The 20,338-nt window shown below is 62.9% G+C and carries 17 protein-coding genes and 1 pseudogene; 9 read left to right on the forward strand and 9 right to left on the reverse strand.

Annotation, left to right across the window (positions count from 1 at the left end; translation table 11 throughout):
• Positions 1 to 56: 56 nt before the first annotated feature.
• Positions 57 to 308, reverse strand: a complete 252-nt coding sequence (locus ACSFA0_RS23170; protein WP_435452609.1) for a hypothetical protein — start codon at positions 306 to 308, stop codon at positions 57 to 59.
• 545 nt (positions 309 to 853) lie between these two features.
• Here ACSFA0_RS23170 and ACSFA0_RS23175 point away from each other — a divergent pair.
• From ACSFA0_RS23175 to ACSFA0_RS23200, 6 genes are all read left to right on the forward strand, one after another.
• On the forward strand, positions 854 to 1,162 hold the full coding sequence (locus ACSFA0_RS23175; RefSeq protein ID WP_435452610.1) for a hypothetical protein: 309 nt from the start codon (positions 854 to 856) through the stop codon (positions 1,160 to 1,162).
• Between the two features lie 60 nt (positions 1,163 to 1,222).
• Positions 1,223 to 2,191 (forward strand): DUF932 domain-containing protein, encoded by a 969-nt coding sequence (locus ACSFA0_RS23180; RefSeq protein WP_435452611.1) that lies wholly within the window; start codon positions 1,223 to 1,225, stop codon positions 2,189 to 2,191.
• 127 nt (positions 2,192 to 2,318) lie between these two features.
• Complete coding sequence (locus tag ACSFA0_RS23185) at positions 2,319 to 3,362, forward strand: YqaJ viral recombinase family nuclease (RefSeq protein WP_435452612.1); 1,044 nt, start codon at positions 2,319 to 2,321, stop codon at positions 3,360 to 3,362.
• A gap of 9 nt (positions 3,363 to 3,371) precedes the next feature.
• Positions 3,372 to 3,512 (forward strand): hypothetical protein, encoded by a 141-nt coding sequence (locus ACSFA0_RS23190; protein WP_435452613.1) that lies wholly within the window; start codon positions 3,372 to 3,374, stop codon positions 3,510 to 3,512.
• A gap of 150 nt (positions 3,513 to 3,662) precedes the next feature.
• Complete coding sequence (locus ACSFA0_RS23195) at positions 3,663 to 4,652, forward strand: recombination directionality factor (RefSeq protein WP_435452614.1); 990 nt, start codon at positions 3,663 to 3,665, stop codon at positions 4,650 to 4,652.
• A gap of 103 nt (positions 4,653 to 4,755) precedes the next feature.
• Positions 4,756 to 4,971 carry a hypothetical protein gene (locus tag ACSFA0_RS23200; RefSeq protein WP_435452615.1) on the forward strand — a complete coding sequence of 72 codons (216 nt, stop codon included), beginning with the start codon at positions 4,756 to 4,758 and terminating at the stop codon, positions 4,969 to 4,971.
• Between the two features lie 236 nt (positions 4,972 to 5,207).
• On the opposite strand, the pseudogene ACSFA0_RS23205 reads toward ACSFA0_RS23200, so the two are convergent.
• From ACSFA0_RS23205 to ACSFA0_RS23215, 3 genes and pseudogenes are all read right to left on the reverse strand, one after another.
• Positions 5,208 to 5,339: pseudogene (locus tag ACSFA0_RS23205) on the reverse strand (IS30 family transposase); the annotation flags it as partial.
• Positions 5,340 to 5,419: 80 nt separating this feature from the next.
• Positions 5,420 to 7,381, reverse strand: coding sequence for a DUF262 domain-containing protein (locus ACSFA0_RS23210; protein ID WP_435452616.1), 1,962 nt, complete (start codon positions 7,379 to 7,381; stop codon positions 5,420 to 5,422).
• A complete protein-coding gene (locus ACSFA0_RS23215; RefSeq protein ID WP_435452617.1) occupies positions 7,374 to 8,738 on the reverse strand; it encodes a DUF262 domain-containing protein in 1,365 nt (454 codons plus the stop codon). Before ACSFA0_RS23215 ends, ACSFA0_RS23210 begins: the two co-directional genes overlap by 8 nt.
• Before the next feature lie 687 nt (positions 8,739 to 9,425).
• Here ACSFA0_RS23215 and ACSFA0_RS23220 point away from each other — a divergent pair.
• On the forward strand, positions 9,426 to 9,932 hold the full coding sequence (locus ACSFA0_RS23220) for a hypothetical protein (protein WP_435452618.1): 507 nt from the start codon (positions 9,426 to 9,428) through the stop codon (positions 9,930 to 9,932).
• A gap of 631 nt (positions 9,933 to 10,563) precedes the next feature.
• Here the strand turns inward: ACSFA0_RS23220 and ACSFA0_RS23225 are convergent.
• The 5 genes from ACSFA0_RS23225 to ACSFA0_RS23245 form a co-directional block, all read right to left on the reverse strand.
• Entirely contained in the window at positions 10,564 to 11,535 is a 972-nt protein-coding gene (locus tag ACSFA0_RS23225) for a hypothetical protein (RefSeq protein WP_435452619.1), read from the reverse strand.
• A gap of 32 nt (positions 11,536 to 11,567) precedes the next feature.
• The gene (locus ACSFA0_RS23230) at positions 11,568 to 13,160 is read right to left on the reverse strand and encodes a DUF2779 domain-containing protein (protein WP_435452620.1); all 1,593 of its coding nucleotides are present in this window, start codon (positions 13,158 to 13,160) and stop codon (positions 11,568 to 11,570) included.
• A gap of 8 nt (positions 13,161 to 13,168) precedes the next feature.
• Positions 13,169 to 13,492, reverse strand: a complete 324-nt coding sequence (locus ACSFA0_RS23235) for a hypothetical protein (protein ID WP_435452621.1) — start codon at positions 13,490 to 13,492, stop codon at positions 13,169 to 13,171.
• A gap of 69 nt (positions 13,493 to 13,561) precedes the next feature.
• Positions 13,562 to 14,521, reverse strand: coding sequence for a helix-turn-helix transcriptional regulator (locus ACSFA0_RS23240; protein ID WP_435452622.1), 960 nt, complete (start codon positions 14,519 to 14,521; stop codon positions 13,562 to 13,564).
• A gap of 26 nt (positions 14,522 to 14,547) precedes the next feature.
• Entirely contained in the window at positions 14,548 to 16,185 is a 1,638-nt protein-coding gene (locus ACSFA0_RS23245; RefSeq protein ID WP_435452623.1) for a nuclease-related domain-containing DEAD/DEAH box helicase, read from the reverse strand.
• 136 nt (positions 16,186 to 16,321) lie between these two features.
• On the opposite strand from ACSFA0_RS23245, the gene ACSFA0_RS23250 reads away from it, so the two are divergent.
• On the forward strand, positions 16,322 to 18,622 hold the full coding sequence (locus ACSFA0_RS23250) for an AAA family ATPase (protein ID WP_435452624.1): 2,301 nt from the start codon (positions 16,322 to 16,324) through the stop codon (positions 18,620 to 18,622).
• A gap of 2 nt (positions 18,623 to 18,624) precedes the next feature.
• Positions 18,625 to 19,428: an SIR2 family NAD-dependent protein deacylase gene (locus ACSFA0_RS23255; protein ID WP_435452625.1), complete on the forward strand. Its 804-nt coding sequence runs from the start codon at positions 18,625 to 18,627 to the stop codon at positions 19,426 to 19,428.
• Positions 19,429 to 20,338: the final 910 nt, after the last annotated feature.

Here is a 20,338-nt window from a genome sequence, read left to right on the forward strand (position 1 = left end):
ACCTACGACCTAGGAGGTGAGACTGCAGTTATTGTAATCGAAAAACTTGGAAAGTTTCAGTTAAGTGCCACTCGACCAAATGGTGTCTTGCAGTTATTTCCTGGTCTTTTTTCTTTGATTTCGGCGGTTTCTGCCTTTTCTGGCCGCGCAGTCGGCGCACTACGGGCTTTGTCGCCCGCTGAGAGGTCATCGGGCCTTGAGCGTCGCGCTGCCTTCACGCGCCCGGCCTCACTCCAGTTGCATTCGTGCATGAAGTTGATCCCGCAGGAGCCTTGTGATCGTCGTTCTTGTGGCAGGCCGTTCTTCATCTGGTTGGTTGCGCCAGCACTCGCTCGACCCTGGGCGCTCCGATTGCCGGTCTTAGGCGCACCGTTTTCAGCAATTTACCGCGGGTCTGGAAATGAAGGCTGGGCATGAACCTCGGCATGTTCGGAGGACAGCCGTGGGCGCTAACAGTCAAATCTCGAAGGCGGCTAGTGACCCTAATCAAAGTGTTTCAAAAGCTTGGCAAGGCGCGCCAACCGGGTAACGGCAGTGCTCGGCGCTGAAGCGCTGCGACATGTCGCTGTCTGCGATCCCAGATTTATTCAGCCACATATCTCTCCCCCGATCAGACTGACCTGATCTCCACCAAAGCCCAGCCCGGCCTCATCGCCGCGCTGGGCTTTATGCCGTCTGGTTCAACCCGACTGCCCCATCCATCCAATCCTTCGACTTCATTGCGCGCTTGCCCGCGCCTCAATTTATGGATTCTGATTTCGCATCCTCAACCTTCCACGACGAGCCTGAGCGGAGTTCGTTCCATGCAAGCTGCTCGCGCACCCCGTGTCCCGCTTGCCGAAGCACACGCGTGGTGAACGGTGCCATCGGCAAGCAAGCCGGCGCTGCCGTCGGCGCGGTCGCAGGCGCGGCCAGCGGCATCTCCGGCGTCATGGCCGGTGCAGCCGCTGGTGGCGAAGTCGGCGCCGTCGTCGGCGTCGTTGCCGGTCCCGCCGGCGTGCCCGTCGGCGTCGTCGCTGGCTGCATCCTGGGTGCCCTGAGCGGCGGCATCGCCGGATGTGCCGTCGGCGCCGCCCTGGGCGAAGCCGTCGACGAATCCGTCATTCGCAACCGGCGCTGCCTTGCCTGCGGCCATGTCTTCTCGGTGCCGCGTCGCGCCTGAGTGCTCAACCTGTCAGCGTGCATCTCAACCTACCCAACAACCTCTCACGAAAGATCTCCCATGTCCCACCAAGTGCAAACCATGGCCTACGTTGGCGCCACCCCCTGGCACCAGCTCGGCAACGAACTCCCGAAGCAGCAGCCCCTTGATGTCTGGGCTCAGAAGGCCGGCATGGACTGGTCCATCTGCGAGAGCCCCGTCCGCTACATGACCGAACAGGTCGGCGCCCTCGGCTCCATCCGCAGCTTCGACGACCAGAAGGTCCTCTATCGCAGCGACACCAAGGCACCGCTGTCGGTGGTCGGCAGCCGCTACCAGATCGTCCAGCCCAAAGCCGTCCTCGAGTTCTACCGTGACCTCACGGAAGTCTCAGGCTACGAGCTCGACACCGCCGGTGTCCTCAAAGAAGGCCGCAAGTTCTGGGCGCTGGCCCGCATCGGCAAGGAAGCAAAGCTAAAGGGCAACGACGTGGTGCGCGGCTATTTGCTGCTCGCAACCTCCTGCGACGGCACGCTGGCGACCACGGCAACCCCGACCACCGTCCGGGTGGTTTGCCAGAACACACTGGCTATCGCCCTGCGCGGCGCTCCCAGTGCCATCAAGGTGCCCCATAGCACGAGCTTCGATGCGTTGGCCGTCAAGAAGCAGCTCGGCATCGCCGTGAGTGGCTGGGACAGCTTCATGTACCAGATGAAAGTCCTGTCCGAGCGGAAGGTGAAGAGCCACGAGGCCATGAGTTTCTTTTTGCGTGTGATGTGCCAGACCGATCGCCAGCCCGACCCGGCGCAAGGCCTGGTCAATGAGCGGGCGCTCAAGGCCGTGCAGTCGCTGTACGACGGGCAGGGCAGGGGCTCGGAGCTCGCCTCAGCCAGTGGCACCGCCTGGGGCCTGCTGAACGCCGTGACCGAGTTCGTCGACCACGAGCGCCGCGCTCGCAACCAGGAATACCGCCTGGACAGCGCCTGGTTCGGCCAAGGCGCCACGCTCAAGCAGCGCGCACTCGACGCTGCACTGCGACTGGCTGCGTGAGGCGAAGCAGCACACAGATCCGATTCACCCCAACGACACAAGCCCCGGCTCCTCGCGGAGACCGGGGCTTGGTGTTTCTGGGGGGTCTTTACCTCTTCACCAACCCAACCCCTTGAAAGGACTTCCCATGTCGGAAGCATTGAAAGCCGGCCGCGCGCCGGCCAAGCCTCGACCGGCGCTCAAGCTGGTCAGGACCACGGACCTGGACCGCGACGAGTGGCTCGACATCCGCAGGCGCGGCATCGGCAGTTCCGATGCGGCTGCAGCAGTCGGCCTCCACCCCTACAAGTCATCGCTAGCGCTCTGGATGGAGAAGACCGGCCGCGACGGCGGCCTGCCCAAAGTCGATCCCAATGACGAAACCAGCCCGATGTACTGGGGCACCTTGCTCGAACCCATCGTGGCGGCCCACTACACGCGCCGCACCGGCCTGCGCGTGCGGCGCATCAACGCCGTGCTGCAGCACCCGCAGGAGCCCTGGATGCTGGCAAACATCGACCGCGAGGTCGTGGGCGCGCCGGAAGTCCAGCTGCTCGAATGCAAGACCGCTGGCTACCACGGGGCACGCTTCTGGGAAGACGGCGTGCCCGAGTACGTGCAGATGCAAGTTCTTCACCAATTGGCCGTGACGGGCAAGCAGGCGGCGGATGTCGCGGTGCTGATCTGCGGGCAGGAACTGCGCATCCACCGCATCGAGCGGGACGACGCCATGATCGCCCAGCTGATCGAACTGGAGCGGCGTTTCTGGCGTTGCGTCGAGACCGATTCCGCCCCATTGGCGGACGGCTCCGATTCCGCCGATGTGGCGCTGCGGGCTCTATACCCGCGCGACAACGGGCAGCTTCTGGACCTGTCAAGCGATCTGGAAATGTCGGCAACGTTCTCGGACCTGCTGGCGCTGCGCGAGTTGCTGGCGACGACGCTTCAGCGCGAGGCAGCGGTCAAGCAGCGCATCCAGCAGCGCATGGGCGAGGCCACCCGGGCGCAGTTCGATGCGGGCGAGGTGAGTTGGAAGCGCAGCAAGGACGGCACGACGCTGGATGTCGACCGCTTGCTTGCCGTGCAGCCCGAACTGGCAACCACCTACGCCACAGCCAAGCTGGGCTCGCGTCGCTTCCTCGTGAAGCCGGCCGAGCGATTGGCCGACGGCGAAATCCAACCCGTTGGCTGAGTGGCACCGATGAACACGTCCAACGGTCCGCTCGAGTACCTGGCGGCCTTCGCAATCGTGCTGGCCGCTGGTGGACTGCTCGGCTACGCGCTGGGATGGCGCAGTGCCGGCCTGTTCGAGCGCGTGCAGCAGCACCTGCGCGAAGACTGAGCACATCACCTCGCTGCCTGCCGAAGCCGCTCGCGCTTCGGCCCATCTCCGTGTCTGCGGAGTTCACCGCTGCCGGCCCCAGACCGGACCAAGGGGGTGGGGCCAACGCCACACACACCCAACACAAGCAACCAACAACCAAGGAACATCATGCTCAAAGGACTGGCCCTCACGCCGCCCCTCGTCGGGCGGATCGCCATCGGCAAGGTCGTCATCGCGAACGGCAAACGCTTGCCCGAGAAAGACGACGAATTCACCATAACCACCCAGGTGCAGCTCCGCGACGGCTGGATGCTGCATCCGCTGAACGAAGCCTTGCGCAAGGCGCAGGGCGCCATTGCCACCAAGGCCACAGCGACCGCGAAGCCAGCGAAGGACATGGCCAAGGAATCGCCTGCGGCCGTCAAGCTGCGGGCCATTCCAGTACGCCTGCTCTTCAACGACCCCGATCTCAACCTGCGCGCGAACTACAGCGTCTTCGACAAGGCGACGGGTCGTCCGCTGTGCATTGGCAACGGCGAGACCTGCAAGCGCTCGACGCCGACCGGCGTGCAGACTCTACCGTGCGCAACCCCGGATGGCTGTGGACTCGGCATGAAAACGGGCTGCAAGCCCTATGGCCGGCTCACGGTTCGGATCGGTGACGAGGACGAGTTGGGCTCCTTCATCTTCCGCACCACGGGCTACAACAGCATCCGCACACTCTCGGCGCGGCTGCGCTACTACCAGGCGCTGTCCCGCGATGCGCTGGCGGCCCTGCCGTTGGAGCTACGCCTGAGGGGCAAGTCGACCGCGCAGTCGTACCGGGCGCCGATCTACTACGTGGACCTGACGGTGCGCAGCGGCTCGACGTTGGCGCAGGCGCTGGAGGCGGCACGAGGCGAGGCGCAAGCGCGGATCGAGAACGGCTTCGACCAGGCGGCGCTGGACGCCGCAGCAAGGGCGGGCTTTGCGGCGGGCGCCTTCGAGGAATCGGCGGAGGAGGGGGTTGCGGTTGTCGAGGAGTTCTATCCGGACGACCTCGATACCGTAGCCGCCAGCAGCTTGAAGCCAAGCACAGGAAAGCCAGGGCTGGCGGAAAAGTTAGATCGCAAGTGGACGCTGGCTGAAGGCACTGGCATAGGCGCGGGAGGCAAGTGACATGCGTAGTATCTGCAAGCTCTTGCGAGACAGTTGCCTGCGTGCTCTCGACTCCCTGGTTTGCAGGGACCGGGAGCCCGAATCGCGCCGGCAGAATCACCCTATGCAAGACCTCAGTCAATTCGCCGACGACCAGTTGCTGGTCCTTGCGCACGAGTGGCGCAGACGTGCGATGCACGGTGAGAAAGATGCGCGCGGCGTGGCGCATACGCTGGAAGTTGAAATCCGCAGGCGGGTCGGGAATCCATGCAGTTCACACGCTTTGCTGGATACACGTCCGCTGGAAGACCGGAGCCGGAAGCCGTGGTGGCGGTTCTGATGACGCTGTTGGAACGCCCGCCTGAAGTGCAAGCGTGCAAGGATCTTTGGGGTTAGCGCTTCCCGATGAGCCGTGTCATGCTCAAGGCAGATCAAGGCAGATCAAGGCGCGATCCAGAGACCTATGGGTCTCTGGATGCTTGCCTCCTTTTTTTTGGAAGCTTCGTCCTTACTGAAACGCTCGCCAAGATCTCCGCCGCAGAGCGGCGGTGTTGACTCCTTTAGCCTGCGGACTCGACCGGTCGATGCAACGGTCTGGCTGAACATCTCAGCCGGCGTGTGGAAGCCGAGGGTCTTTCTCGGCCTCTCGTTCAATTGCCTCGCCAATGCGTTGAGCTGGGCTTGTGAGTAGCTTGAGATGTCGTGGCCCGGGCTTTCCGGAGTGGGACAGAAGGAGTTGAGGTAACAGGCCGGCCCGCTCAAGACGCCACTGCGATGAATGGACCGGTTTAGCCCGGCGTGAGGGACTCGAGCAATACGCCAGTCATGGCGTTGTAATGCTGCTTGATGGCATCAGCGTCCCAGGGTTCAAACTGCATCATCAGATGCTGTTTCACGCTGTCGATGATGTTTCGTTGGTAGAACTCCTTCTTCGCCGAAGGCATGAAGTTGCTGAGGCGGGAGTTCTTCTCATGGCTGATGAGACACAGATTGCCGAAAGAGTCGAGGATGCCAGGCGGCAGTGGAAGGTGACCGGGCAGGGGATGTTGTGGATAGTAGTGCTCAATCGAACTGCGGAATGTGAATTCGTAGGATCTCACGGGTTCGCGCTCTCCGTGCCTGAGCCAGAGCAGGTAGTCCAGAAAATTGAAGATCAGGTTGTTCTCGATCCGCTGGAAGGTCAGCCGCTGCTCCAGCGCCGCGGCCGACACGTTCCCGCGCCGCGCCTGGCATGCACCTCTGTTGCCGTAGACGATCGCAAAATACTCCAGACCCGTGCCGGGCGCGAGGTAACGGTCAAAGACAAACGCTTTGGCCACTGACTCCATGTGATGCAGATAGGAATCCGGGTCCACCTGGTCTGCGTGGAACAGGTAGTGCAGAGCGGCATTGAGCCAGTGCTTGTAGACCAGCGTGGGCGCCGACACGTGGAACGCCGAGAGCAGCATCAGGATGCGGCGATTGATTCCTGCACTGCCGTCCTCATCCCCAAAAGTATTCACGTAATGACCCCGACCGGCCACGCTGCGCCCACCGCCGTCATTCCACCGCAGGCGCTTCAGGCTCCAACCATCCATGCCCTTGGCGAATTCACGCTTGATCACATACTGGTCGAACAGGTACTTGCAACGCAGCAGGCTGAAGACGAACCGCTTCACTGCCCCCACCGGGTCCACCTGTTTCAGCACATGGGCTTCAAAGGTGTCGAGCAGACGCTTGTCATCCAGGGGAATGTCCAGCTGCAGATCGACCCGTAAGACATGAAGAAGGAAATTCGGGAAGTTGATGACTGTGTTGAAGCGTTCTGTTGCCTGGTCGGTGGACTTCCGAGTTTCGGTCTCGACCGGGGCCTCGGCAATGATCTGCTCGAAGGTCAACGACTGGCCCTGCCACCCAGGATCATGATGGTGCTGTTGCAGTGCAGCCCTGAGCGCGTCGAAATCCAGGGGCTCGAACCGGCCCCAGTCTTTTTCTCCAAACAGCGCGCTGCGCTGGCCTGGAGAGAAACCCATCTGTACGTAGCGCTCCATGTTGGCGCACGCTTCCCAGACGGCGTGAAGGCAGTACTGGCTCTGGCTGCAGTCTTTCAGCTGCTCCATCAGGCGCGCCTTGAGCACCTCGTGCTTTTCGAGCTGCTCACCACGGTTGTTCATGATCTCGAAGTAGTGGTTCAGGTCAGTATCGGCCGGCACCTGCACCTGCATGATCTGCACAGAGCTGAACAGGAAGGCGGCAAATTGCTGCGCCGAGACGCCGCTTTCATCGAGCTTGCGCTGCAGGACGGTGTTGATCAGCCGGTAGCCGTTCAGGATTCCGGTATTGATCTGCTTCTCAGAAAGCAATCTGGCCGGGTCATCCCCGAAGTTGCCGCCGAAGATGGCGGCAAAGGTCGCGCGCGAGTTCTCGCGGCTCTCGAAGTGAACCCCCAGGCGGGTGAACCAAGATACCTCCGCCTTCCCGGTGTTCTTAAGATAGGCAGTCAGCAGCGTAAGCGTCGTCAGCCGTTGCTGGCCGTCAATGACCTCGTACACCGGCCTTGCCGTGTCCGGGCGCTTGTACACCACCAGGCTGCCGATGTAGTAGTGGCGTGATTTCCCGGAAGTCGTTGGAAGGTAGTCGATCACATCCTGGATCAACTGGGTGATCTCGCTCTCTTCCCACGCGAAATTTCGCTGGTACATCGGAATGATGTACTCATCGGTGCCGCTGAGCAGTTGCTGGACCGAAAGCTGTCTGAGGGCATCACTCACAGTATTTCATCTCCCTGAAGAGTGCTTCGATCTCTCCGGATTTCGTTGCTCTGACGCCACCGATGGGCGGCAGGCTCTGGTTGATGAAGTCCGCAGGGCGCGTGGCCTCCTTGATCAGCCTGAACAGGTTGTAGGTCAGCGCGTGGTTGTCCATGCTGGCCATCTGGACGACTTCCATCTGCAGACGCAGGGTGTAGGACCAGATGAAGATTTTCTCGACGGCGCGGGACAGTTCCGCATGACCGAACTTGTCGATGTAGCAGATCAGCAGGCAATCGAACATCGTCCGCACATAGCGATCGCCTGTGCGGGTCCGGGCGGGGTACGTATTGAGCATCTGCATGATCCGTTGCGCACCCGGGTCGAGGGCGTCGGCGCCCACCAATTCGTATCCATTCCAGGAGCCGGCGCTGATCCTTGCCACCTGGCTCTGGTAGTGGCTGACAAGCTCGAAGAACCGGCGGCCATTGATGACGATCTGATCCAGATGAAACGGAAAACCAAGCCCGCGCAGGTCGACCTTCCGCTCGTACTGGGCGTTGTAGCGGTCGACAAAATGGTGGGCGATGCGCAGCTGCTCTACATAGGGGTAGCTAGCCACCGTGTCGATGTTCACACCCTTGAACAGGTCACTATCGTCCTTGCTGAAGTAGCGGGCCGATTTCCCTTTCGACCAGTTGCGGATGCGGTACAAGTACTGCGAAAACAGCGTGGCCAGCTCCTTTGTCTCACTGCCTTCCCAGCGCGCCACCGCAGCTGCCTTTAGGGGCTCGTCCTGCGGGCTGAACTCGCGCAGGTGAAAGGCTTTCAGCAGATCGTGCGGCTCCAGATCGCGGCCGCGCGCATTCTGTGAATCAAAAAACTGGAAGGCCTCGGACACATCGCTGATTGCGACTGCCACCACCTCGCACCTGTTCAGAAGGAAATCGATTTGGTCTTCGGTGAAATCCTCGCGGGACACGATGCGGAACACCTCAAGGTAGTTGCCGTGAATGTTCCTTTGCGAGATCTCGCTGGTGAAAGCGGGGTTCACCATCGATTGCTCGAGCTTGTCAAACTGGGCCTGCAGGTCGTGGCGGTCCAGCCGTTTTTTGCGGCAGCGCTGGATGACTGCACGGGCTGCCATTAGCAGGCTGATCGTGCGCTGCTGACCATCGACGATGTTTCGTTTTGGCCCCTCCTGGTGAAACACGATGGTGCCCAGCCGGTACGCCGATTTATGCGCATGAGCGGCGATATCGGAGAAGAGCTGCCTGACGTTCTTTCCAGTCCACTTGTACGGCCGCTGGTACGGTGGAATTTCCAGGGACGGGTCAGCAAGGAGGTCAAATACGCTGATCACGCGTGCCTGCAGCACCCCTGCCCCGGCCGGGACAGGCGCCAGCCTCGTTCCGGACGTTCCGGACGTTCCATTCAGCACTATTACTTCTCCTCGTTGGTGCGTTGCGGGGACCTGATCTGGTCGTGGGGTCCGGCAGACCTGTGGACACTCGTTGGCGTGCGTGGTGCGTCCATGCGACGGACTGTCCAAGCGACGGTTGTCACGTGGTCGCGCCAGTCGAACTCGAGGATAGCTGACGGTCAGTTGCGACGTTTCGCGGCGCGCGCATTGCAAGAGCGGGTCGTGAGAATCGTCACGGAATATCGCCGCGCCCTGGTTGACCGCACTGCAACGGCTGTCACCCCGACAGGAACTGGAAAGGTTCAGCTCGGGTGCAGGTGGCCGTGGTCGCAGGGCCGGGGCTCATTCCCGAAGCGCTCAACGCCCGGCAGACCTGTCTGGAGTGAACGGCTCGCTTTGGCAACGGTGGGCCGGCGCTTTCCGGCTGACGCCAAGACACACCCGCACGCTGTGCGACGCCAGGAATCGGCTTCGCGGTCTGCACCGAGACGGGCATCGACTGCCACCTGTCAATGACGGGATGTCCGGTCGCCGCAGCCAGGTCGTCAGTGCATACGCCTGGCTGGCCCGCCATGAACTGGGCTTTCTGAAGTTGAACCGCGGCTGTAAGCTTGGCTTGCGAGAAACAACCAATTAGAGCAAATGGCAACATTCGAAGTTCACGGACCGTTCGAGATCGATTACGAAAAGCGACCAGGCGGGCGCGCACTGGTCTTCGATGGCTTCTGGTCAGAGGAATCCGATGCTGGCTATCTGGCCAGTGCGAAAGGGTGCTATGTATTCGCCATGCGGGCCGGCAAAGGCCTGCAGCCGATCTACGTTGGCAAGGCGACAAAAACCTTCCGGCAAGAGGCGTTCAATCCCTCAAACCGCCACAAGTATCACAACGGTTTCAGCACCTATGCGAAGGGACGGCCGCTCATGTACTTTGTCGTCCACCCGAATAGCAAAGGCAAGACGAACGGGCGACAGATCGGGAAGATCGAAGACTTTCTGATCCAGGCCGGTATTGCTAAGAACCCGGATCTGCAGAACATCAAGGGTACCGGGCAGCCCGAGTGGTCTATCAAGGGCGTTGTCCGCAGCGGCGCCGGCAAACGTTCCAGTGCCGAAACTCAGTTTGCCCGGCTGTTTGACATCACACGGTAGTCGGTGAGCGAAACGGGATTCGTTGCCTGACGAATTGGCGTTCGCCGTAAACCCTGCCCTCAAGCCGGCAACGCGGCACGACGTTGATCGGTTATGGCAGGGCTTCAGTTAAATGCGGCGACAATCGCGGCCATCTCTCTACGTCGGCCGACCATTCGGACAACGACGCAGCCCTGCCGGCACGGGAGGCCGACTGCCCTTCCATCTCATGCTGGGCGCGGGAGCCCGGAAAAAAAAGCATCGCGGGCGCCAGCAGGACATCTCCAGGGGGGATATGACCAAGGCCGCTGCGATGGTCAGAGTGGCGCAACGGTCGCGACCAACCCGCGTGCGGGGCCGCGTCAGATAGGTCGCGGGGACGCGCGCGACGGCGAGCGGACCCTGCCCCACTGAGCAAACAGGGCAGGCCACGCCCCATGCTCGCTGAGGCATGCCGGCCTGATCACTACCACCGTGGCACACAGTTCCGTTTTCGGGTGGCAGTCCAGCGAGTGCATGAACGCGCTCCACCACAACGGCGGCTTCAAAGGCGGGGGCGGAAGCTGTCTCCGCTTAGGGGATGTGCTCATGGGAACGATCGATCGTTCTGGATTGACGGCTGGGGCGGACGGGCCTGTCATCCGGAATTTTGTCAGCCGGGGGCAGACGGACCACCTGCAGGGAACTCCGCCGCATCGTGCAACCAGGCTGCACGTTCTAAGAGAAGCGGAAACAGCCGTTCATTCCATTGCGTCCCGCAGACCAGTCCGCTGCTCATGCCTCCCCGCGCGAACCGTGACACGGGGACATCCTCGGGGCCTGGCGGCTGGCCTGCAATCACGGCATAGGCCCTGCGCAGGGTGCTGCCGAGATCGCCGGGATCCGCCGGCAGAGGGACGTGCGCGAGGACCTGGCGCATCTCAAGCCACATGAAAAGGTCGCCGCGCAGACCCCATTGCCTGGGTGTTGGATCGAAGAGGTCGGAGACGGTCGCCCACTCCGGAGCCAGTGGTGTCACTGTGCAGTTGCGGGCGCGATCCACCAGCCGGGGGATGAACACGCCGGACCAGAACGCTGAATCGAATTCCATGTCGAAGTCCTCACCGGGCCCGCAATGCGCCTGGGATCCGCTTTCCAAATCGATCCCGACAATGGCCCTGATTGCAGATGCCAGCCGCGGCACCAGATCCAGTTCGCCCTGCATGTAGGCGTCGCCCTCGAAGCAGTCGATCAGGCGGTCGCAGATCAACAGGTTGCCGTCGTACGGCCCGAAGCGGTCTTCGAGTTCCCGCGCGACGCTGCGCAGCAACTGCGCAATGGAAAGACGCCGCGGTGCGAGGAGATAGCGAAGGTCTTCTCTCTCGGGGTGCCTTTCAGCAGCAAGGTCCTGCGCGGTCAGGTGAGTGTCCGCCACTGTCTGGTTCGCATCGGCGCCGAGCCTGAGCAAGGCGCCGATCACATAGATCGGCGCGCCGTGGCAGGCAGCCATCTGGAGTGGCGTGTGATGCGCCGGTCCCGCAGACGCATTCACAGAAGCGGGGTCTTGCTCAAGGGCAAGAAGCGCGCGGTCCCAGTGGCCCTGGGAAGCCAGTTCTGCGAACCGGGAGGACATGTCAGGGATCATGGAAGAGGTTGGTGTCATGGGCTCTGCCGGCATCACGCTGTCGCCAGCGGTGAACTAGGTTGCGCCGGTGCCGGCGGGCGGTGGGTCGCAGGACCCGAGGCAGCCGACAGGTACGTCTGGCGACCACTGAGCGTCTGCCAGAGCAGCACCGTGGCCCAGGTGTCCAGATGGCAGTACCGCAGTAGCTGTTCGCGCAGGGCAACACGTCGCTCCGGCGTTGTACACACGTCGATCCCTTCCAGAAACGCCAGTTGCGCGCCGCCCCCGTCCTGCACGCCGTCCAGTTGCGAATAGGTGAGTTCCGGCGCGATGGCGGGCAGTACGGACTTGATGCTCCAGCTGCCGCACTGCGAGGGATGGTAGTAGTGGTTCCGGGTCACAGGCAGCAGATCGACGAGCCGGCTGTCCAGGCCCCGCAGCGCCGGTTCGAGGTCCTGGAAGCGTGCTGCCATCTCGCGGATCCTCGCGCCTTCGAAACCCCGGTTGTAGACGTAGATGGGGCCTTCTTCTCCGCAGCCAACGATCATGGCGCTCGCGAGCGCCCGGCTTGGGTCACCGCCCGAGAGGTCGAGGAACTCCACATGCGAGACGCTCCCATCCGCGGCCAGCGTGTGCAAGGAAAACTGGAAAGGAACCTGCTGGTAGGGCCTTGTTCCCGCCCATATCGGAACAGCAAAGGAAATGGTCTCGAAATCCAGGAAATTTGCTGGGAGCGCGTGGGGGGCGAGGGCGGCCGCGGCGCCCTCCCGATCGAAGTAAACATTGCCGTCCAGTGTGTGGCGCTTGACCCGGCGCTGCAGTTCTCCGAGAAGGTCGTCCGGGACATCGCGCAGATCGCGCACATCCGGTTGCGCAATGTGGGCTTTCAGCGCCTTGCTTTGCACCCGGGGCAGCCAGTCGATAGGAAACTCGGCCGGTGCAACGCCCACGCCCATGTCGCTTTCACAGTGCGTGCAGAACCCGCACGTGTAAGGGGAGTTGCAATGGTCACCGGGCGAGATGGCGGGTGCATGGTCCAGGGCGACGATCTCATGGGCCTGAACGACCCACTCCTGAACCTCGGCGCGGCGCGCCAGCGCCTCCTCGGTCAGGTCGACTTCCTCCAGGAGGCCTCGGTAGTCGCCACCACCCGGATAGGTCCAGCTGCTGTCGATGTGGGCCACCGCCACCTGGCGGAGGTCGACGCCGGCGGACAGAGCCACGTGGACCTGGATGGCCGCATCGTCGCGGTGGTAGCTCTTGAGCTCTGTGCTGGACTTGACCTCGACCATCCGCCACCCGGTCCCGTCGGGCAATGGCAGCATGACATCGGCGAGGGCCAGCACGCCGCGGTGCGCCCCGTCCGTGTGCGTGAACCCGGCCTCGAAAATCGGCAAGCGCCGCCCCAGAAGATCGGTGGTTTCCGCGAGCAATGCGGCCATGCCGACCTCGGAAAGCTTCAGCTCGACGCCATCGCCAGCTGTGTCGTAGATCGCGCGCGCCACGTCGCCAACGGCATGCCCTGTCTGGAACGACGCCACGGCGCTGGCCGTGTCCGCGCGCAGCTCGGGCCGGTGGACTTCCATCCACAGGCGCTTAGGGCACTGGCGGAACGCCAGGAGCTTGGATTTGGAGAGAACTCGCACGTTGCCTTTCAGTGGACCGGCGCACCCACCGTGTGGAGGTATTCGCGACCGAGTACATGGTTTCGGCTGTCCTCGTCGATCAGCCGCTGGACAGTGTCCACCCGCTGCCGGGCAGTACGGCGGCCGGACTGCTCGAGCAGCCCGTAGTCCCAGAGCATGAACTGCAGGCTCTCACGCAAAGTAGGGTCCGGAGGGAGAAGCGAACGCCCGTTCAACTCGAGGGTGTGGACACCTTGGTCGTTCAGGAAGGTGAGGCGTACCCAGTGGCCCTCAGGCGTCAAGCTCATGTTCGTGAAGTCGCGGCGCGCTTCGAGGCTGACGATCTTGATCATGTGTGGCTCCGGGTGTGGGATGTTCCTGATCTTCGCGAGGGTGGCGACGATCTGTGTCGCGTCCGAAAATCATCTCAGCAGGCTGGCCGGCCTCCGGAGTTCGAGATCGGCGCCGAAGCCGCGCAGCCACCACTTGAGCTGTTCGGACTCGACTACCGTCGCCGAAAACTCGTAGACATCCCCAATCTGCCGGTAGGTCTGGTCCTGCGACAGTGGGCTTTCGACGAGATGCACTCCGGTGAGGCGGGGCAGGCGGAAGACCAGCTTGATATTCTTGCCATGGCCGAAGCCGAAGCCGCCGCCGTCGTCAAATGCCTCGAGATCGAAGCCGGGTGGCCGCGTGAAGCGCTGGCCTGTATCGGCCGCCTGCCTCATGCGGTTGAGCGCCAGCGAACGCTCATCGTCGAAGCCTTCGAATCGGCAGACGAGCAAGAGTCTTTCTCCCTGCTGCGCGAGACCCAGCGGCATCACACGGGAATCCGATACCTTGCCCGCCGCATTGACGTACGAGACATTGAGCCAGTGGTTGGCATACAGGGCGTTGCTGACGGCCTCGAACACTCCAGCGGCCATCTTCGGCGGCAGCAGCCGCTGCCGCGTGCTGACGACCCGTACCTTCCGAGCCCAGTCCCTCGCGTTGCCCGTCCCGTCGACGTGCAGCTGGGAGCGTGCCTGCGTGAAGAATGATGCCATGGACTTCATGAGACTGGCTGGGAGCAGGTGCTTCAACTGCTGCTCGGCCAGGCTGAGCAGCAGCGACTCCTGCTCGTTCAGGCCGGGAAGAGAGAGACCCTTGCTGTTGCTTTTCCAGCTGTAGCCATAAGGCTTGCTGCGTTCGTCGCGATCGATGTCAAAGTGCTGGCTGAGCTCGTCGAGCTGGCGCTGGATGGTGCGCAGGTCCCGGTCGAACCCGGCCTCCCTCAGCTGGACCATGAGCTCGGGGGCCGACACCTTCCGGGACCTTGGAATGCGCTTGAGCAATTCCAGCGCCATCAGGAGCGTGTCGAGATTCTTGGTTCGTCTTGGCATGAGGGTACGCGTGTTGGGCCGGTGTCTCAAGCCAGCCGGGCGGTAAGTGCAGCCCCGGCAGTCTTCGACATCACGAGGTGGACCTCGACCTGCGCCCGGGTCAGGCCGACGAGCAGCTTGCTGGCGACGGCGGGGTCCAGACCGTCGAAGTCGATTTCGCACAGGATGACCACGGGTGCGGCCCGGCCCTTGAATCGGTAGATGGATTCCGCTAGCAGCTCGCCACCCGTCCAGAGCGCATTGCCCGCGTCATCGAATGCGCCCGTGAAGCGCTGAAGCGAATGGCCTGCGATCTGGGTCGACGCCAGCAATCTGGATCTTTCGCGGCCCCTGAAACTGAGCAACGCAATGTCGCCGGTCGCGAATCCTTTCCGACGGACCAATGCAACGATCCTCGCGGTCTCGCCAAGCCCGCCAGCATCATCGTCATCGTGTACGTGCAGGCCCGGCTCCTCGCCCAGTTCCACGCCTCGTGCCTCGATCGGCCTGCTGGCCAGTCCGAAGGTGTTGATCGTCTGGACGACGCGCCGAGGGCTGCGGAAGTTCTCGCTGCTCATGATGCGCGTCGCGTCCGGAAGTTCGAATGCATCCTTCCGGTAGATCGCCTGGTCCGGGTCGCCCATGACATAGAGCCGGCCGCCGGCGCGCAGCCGGGGAAGGAGTGACTGGATCCACGGCATTTCGAAATCCTGCGATTCGTCGATGACCAGCAGATCGACATTTGCATTCGTCGCAGCCGCAGAGGCCTCAAGCGCACCCATGGCGCTCTCAAATAACTGCTCGCTTCCGAACGCCGGCGTTGCCCCGGTTGCGCGGAGGGCCGAAACGGCGAGCTCGTGAATCGTTGCCACCTCGGCCAGGGGCGGCGCGACTTTAGCGACGTGGTCCGCCAATGGCCGGTTGAAACACACATAAAGCGCGCGCTGCCGTTGCAGGGCGGCGTTGCGCAGCAGGGCGAGGGCCAGTTGCGTCTTGCCGGAACCGGCCGTCGCCTCGATCAGATACAGACCGGTGGGAGAAGCGATGCGTGGCACCCAGGTCGCGAGGCCGGATGCGAGGCGGTGTGTAACTGCCTGCCGGTCGGCAATGCTCGCGGAAGGGTCGTGTGCCACGCGGAAACGGTCGGCGAGGAAGTCCCTGACCCGCTCTAGGTCTGGACTAGGCAACGCATGGGTGGTGGCGTCTATGAGTCGCTGCGGCAGTCGGCCCAGTTCCCCTGCATCGATGACTCGCTCGCGCGGGAAAGCGACGGTGCCCTGGGCCACCCGGAAATCCGGCAGCAACAGGAAGTGGCAGACCTGCACGTCGCCCAGGCCTTCCGAACGGAGGCGGCCGATCATGGCGTGCACCTGGGCGTTCACCTGCCGCGTGACGTTCTTGACCTCGCCGCGGTAGTGCTTGAAAACACCGTCCGGTGTGATGTCCACCGGGCCGGCCTTGACCTCCAGTATCGCCAGATGACCAGAGGGGGCCAGCGCCACGATGTCCAGCTCGCCGTATCGCTGCGTGCCCTCGTGCAGGCTCGACCAGTGCAGGCCATGGTAGATCCGCCATGCCGCTGGCAGGCCGTCGGCCAGCAGCTGCAGCATGTCGTACTCGCGCTGCTGTCCGTCGGGCAACATGCGATCAAGCGGGACGGGGATATCCGGGTGCAGTTCGGCCATTGAGGGCAATGTATAGAGAACAGCAGGCGCCGGCGGAGGTGGTCGGAAAAAAAGCACGGCAAAGCGTGACCAACGACATATCTCGTCGTGTTGCTGCCGACACTGTGACCTTCCCAACGCAAGTGAAAGGTTCCCGATGGCAAGGATGCTGAGTTTGTGGGCGCCGCTGGGCGCCGATTCCGTCAGCGTGTCCAACAGCCGGGTGTGCCTCGTGCTTCTTCGCATCTTCCGCGCGGTGCCGCTCGGAATCGACAGCCACAGCTTCGACGACATCGCCAGGCCGTTCTGGCCGGTCATCAGGCTCGAGCGCTTGGCCCTGCAGAAAGCGCTTGGTCAGTCGCGCCATCTGGCACTGCCTTCCATGGGAGGGCGGCGCCGCCGACAGACACCGCTGGCTGCACAACCGGAGGACGGCGACCAGCTCCCGTCTTGGCTGTCTGAGCTGCTCGCGCTGCGCGGTGCGCTTCCAGTGGCACCACCCGATCCGGCTGCGCTCCTTCTGCTCGGCGAAAGCCTCCTGTGCGACCGCCCGGCCTTCCGCGCCCTGTATGACGCGGTCGAGGCCCGGCTGGAACGCCACGTGAGCCGCCACGCACTCGCGCGCGACGCCAACGGGGTGCGGCTGGGCGACATGCTCGGCCTGGACGAGGCGGAACGGCGCGTGCTCGCACTGTGCGCCGATCTCGAGGCCGGCACCATCGACCGCCACCTGTTCAGCCATGTGCGCCGTCGCGCCCGCCGCATCCAGGCACTGAGCGCCGGGCTGCTCATCGCGGACGAGCACCAACTGGACCAAGCGGTATCGGTGAGTGGCCGGCTGTCCCGTGCCGGGCTGATGCGCGAGCGAGACAGCGTGGATGCCGATCTGGAAGACCAACTGAGGTTGACTCGCGTCGGCTCGCAGTTGCTATCGATGAAGTTCCGCAGTGCCGAGGCGATGGCATTGCATGTGCTTAAGCCCCTCTCGGTTTCCGCATCTTTGCCGGAGCTGGAGTGGCCACATCTAGAGAGCCGGACGGCGGTGGTGGGCGCACTGCTGCGCGGTGCACTGCAAAGCGGGCTTCGCGGCGTCAATCTTCTGTTCTACGGCGCGCCGGGAACAGGCAAGACCGAGTACGTGCGAAGGCTCGTGCACGACTTGGGCGCATCGGGCTTCCTGGTCGAGGATTGCGATGAAGAACGGATGCCGGCCAGCCGCGCGGAGCGGCTGGGCAGTCTCCAGCTTGGCAGCAGGTTTGCGCCGGCGAACAGCGTGCTCGTGCTCGACGAGGCCGAAGATATCTTCCAGACTGACTATGGCAATCCGCTGCGGCGTGCGCTCGGCGGCCGAGAAGACAGCAAGTCGTGGATGAATCAGGTGCTCGAGAACAACCGCGTGCCTGTGATCTGGATCAGCAACCAGATCGGCCATATCGACCCGGCCTATTTGCGGCGCTTCACCTACTGCATGGAGTTCCCGGTGCCGCCTCGCGCGATGCGTCGGCGGATTGCCGAGTCGCATCTTGCGCCGCTTGGCATCCCATCTGCACTGATCGACAGGGTGGCCTCGAATGCCAGCCTTTCGCCCGCGCTGATTGCGTCGGCGGCGCGTGTTGTCACCCTCAGCGCGGTTCGCGGGGATCAGGTGGGCGGGACCGCGGAGCTGGTGCTGTCAGATCACATGCGCGCCATGGGGGGCGTCTTTGCATTGCCTCTTGCGGAAGGCGCGCTGCGGTTCGACCCGCGGTTTCTGCGCATCGAGGGCAACGTCGGCAGCCAGCAGTTGATCGAGGGCCTGCGCAGGACAGGCCGCGGGACCGTGCTGCTGGCGGGAGCTCCCGGCACGGGCAAGACACAGCTTGCGGGGCAGATCGCCAGCAGACTCGGTCGTGAGGTGGTTTATCGCACCGCGGCCGACATCAATTCGATGTGGTACGGGGAGAGCGAGCGAAACGTAGGCCGGATGTTCACGGAATGCGATCCATCGGCGGAAGTCCTGTTCCTGGATGAGGCAGAGACGCTGCTGGGGGAGCGAGGCCACAGCAGTCACCGCGCGGACCGTGCTGTGACCGCCGAATTCCTGAGACGCCTCGAGGCTTTTGAGGGTGTATTTGTCTGCGCCACAAATCATTCGGTCTCGTTCGACAGCGCGCTGTCGCGGCGGTTCACGTTCCGGCTGACCCTCCTGCCGCTCGACCTGCATCAGCGGCAGGATCTTCTCATCGCCTGTCTTGCCTCGACCTCCGTCCTTGACGAAACTGAGCCGTGCGTACTCGGGTCGCAGCACGTGGCAAAACTGCAGCGACTAGACCAGCTCACGCCTGGCGATTTCGCCAACGTGTCTAGGCGGTTAGCAGCACTGGCCACCGAGCAGACAGCCGCGGTCTGGCTCGACGAACTGGAGTCTGAACACGCGGCTAAGCCACAAGCCGACAGGCGCAGCATGGGATTCGTCTAAAAATGACTTACTTCGACCAATCTTCAGTTCCACCGCTGCTCGCTGGCCAGCTGAGGTCCGCGCAACGGATCGTCGTTCTGACGGGTGCCGGGGTCTCCGCCGAAAGCGGCATCCCAACTTTTCGTCACGCGCAGCAAGGACTCTGGGCCCGCTTTGATGCCGCCCGTTTGGCCACGACGGCGGGATTCAGGGATGATCCCGCGCTGGTCTGGGCTTGGTATGAGTCACGCAGACGCGCTGCGCTCCTGGCGCAACCTAACGCGGGCCACCTAGCGCTGGCTCAGATGGCGCGTTGGCCCTGGCTCGAGGATTTCGCAGTGATCACCCAGAACGTCGACGATCTGCACGAGCGAGCCGGATCTGGACAGGTGGTTCATCTGCACGGGAGCCTGTTTGAGCCACGTTGTTCTGCATGCAGCCGCCCCTGGCACACGACTTCCGGTGGAGGCGCAGATCCAGGCCGGTCCGATTCCGCAACGGCGGCGGCAGACGGGCATCTGCCGCCGCCGCGTTGCCAGCACTGCGGCGGACTGATCCGTCCTGGCGTCGTTTGGTTTGGCGAAGGCCTGCCGGAACGGGAGTGGCTGCAGGCCATGCACATGGTAGTCCGCGCGGACCTAATGCTTGTCGTCGGCACTTCAGCCACCGTTCATCCGGCCGCCTCACTGCCATCCGCTGCGAGGCAACAGGGCTGCAAGATCTGGGTTATTAACCCCGATCCTGACGCCAGTGCCGGCATGGAGGATTGCCACTGGATCGCCAACGCCGCGGCGGGTCTTCCAGCCCTCAGCCGTATAGGCGGCTGATCCATTTGGTCGAACATCGGGACACGGCAGGGGGAGACAGGTGAGACAGGTGAGACAGGTGAGACAGGTGAGACAGGTGAGACAGGTGAGACAGGTGAGACAGGTGAGTCTGGCAGCATGGTGCTAGTGCCTCTTCTTGGACACTTTTCTGGAAAGGCCCGAAATCGCTCACTGGAACGTTCCTCAGAGTCGTGCCATGTCCACCTAGAACACGCCACCATCGAGCCACGGCAAATCAGCATCACACTTAAAAATCTCGCACGGCGTCTTCCGTGGAGAACAAGCCCTGGGCGGGTGACCAAGAAACTCAGCTGGGGCACTACGGGGATTTTCCATCCGATCGTGACCGTCAGGACGACGGAAACTGGATGCTGGTTTTGTTTTGCAACCGGGCGCCGGTCGAGTACAGCCCTTTAGCAGGCGAACGTCTGCGGCTGGTCCGAAAAGCTGCATTGGCTCAGGTTTCGGACGGTAGTGCGCGTTCAGCGAGTCGCTTCTGACGAGCACCCGACCCGGTGACATCGAGCACTATCGTCTTAAGGTTTGCTATCGTGGAGCATCGCGCCACAGGTGCCGCGCGGAGTTGCCAGGGTGATTCTTGTTGGCGACGAAGTGGTCAAATTCGCTGCTTCTCCCGTGCAGACGGCAACTTCCCTCGAGCCCAACTGGACTACGACGGTGTGGGCCTAGCAGGATGCGGAAATACTCCCCTCCAAAGCGAGTCTTCCTCTTCGTCGAAGACTCACTTTTCACATGGTGCAGTCAGCAGCGCTTTCGGGAGTCGCTTTGCGCAGATTTGAGGTGTTTTGCGAGTCTCTGACTGCCTCAGAACTGCTGCGGACGGATTTGCCCCAACGAGCGCATGCGCGTCAAGTTGTACGCCGTCATCGTCAGCACGAACAGGTGGTCC

Source organism: Variovorax restrictus (assembly GCF_051216715.1).
Taxonomy (GTDB): domain Bacteria; phylum Pseudomonadota; class Gammaproteobacteria; order Burkholderiales; family Burkholderiaceae_C; genus Variovorax.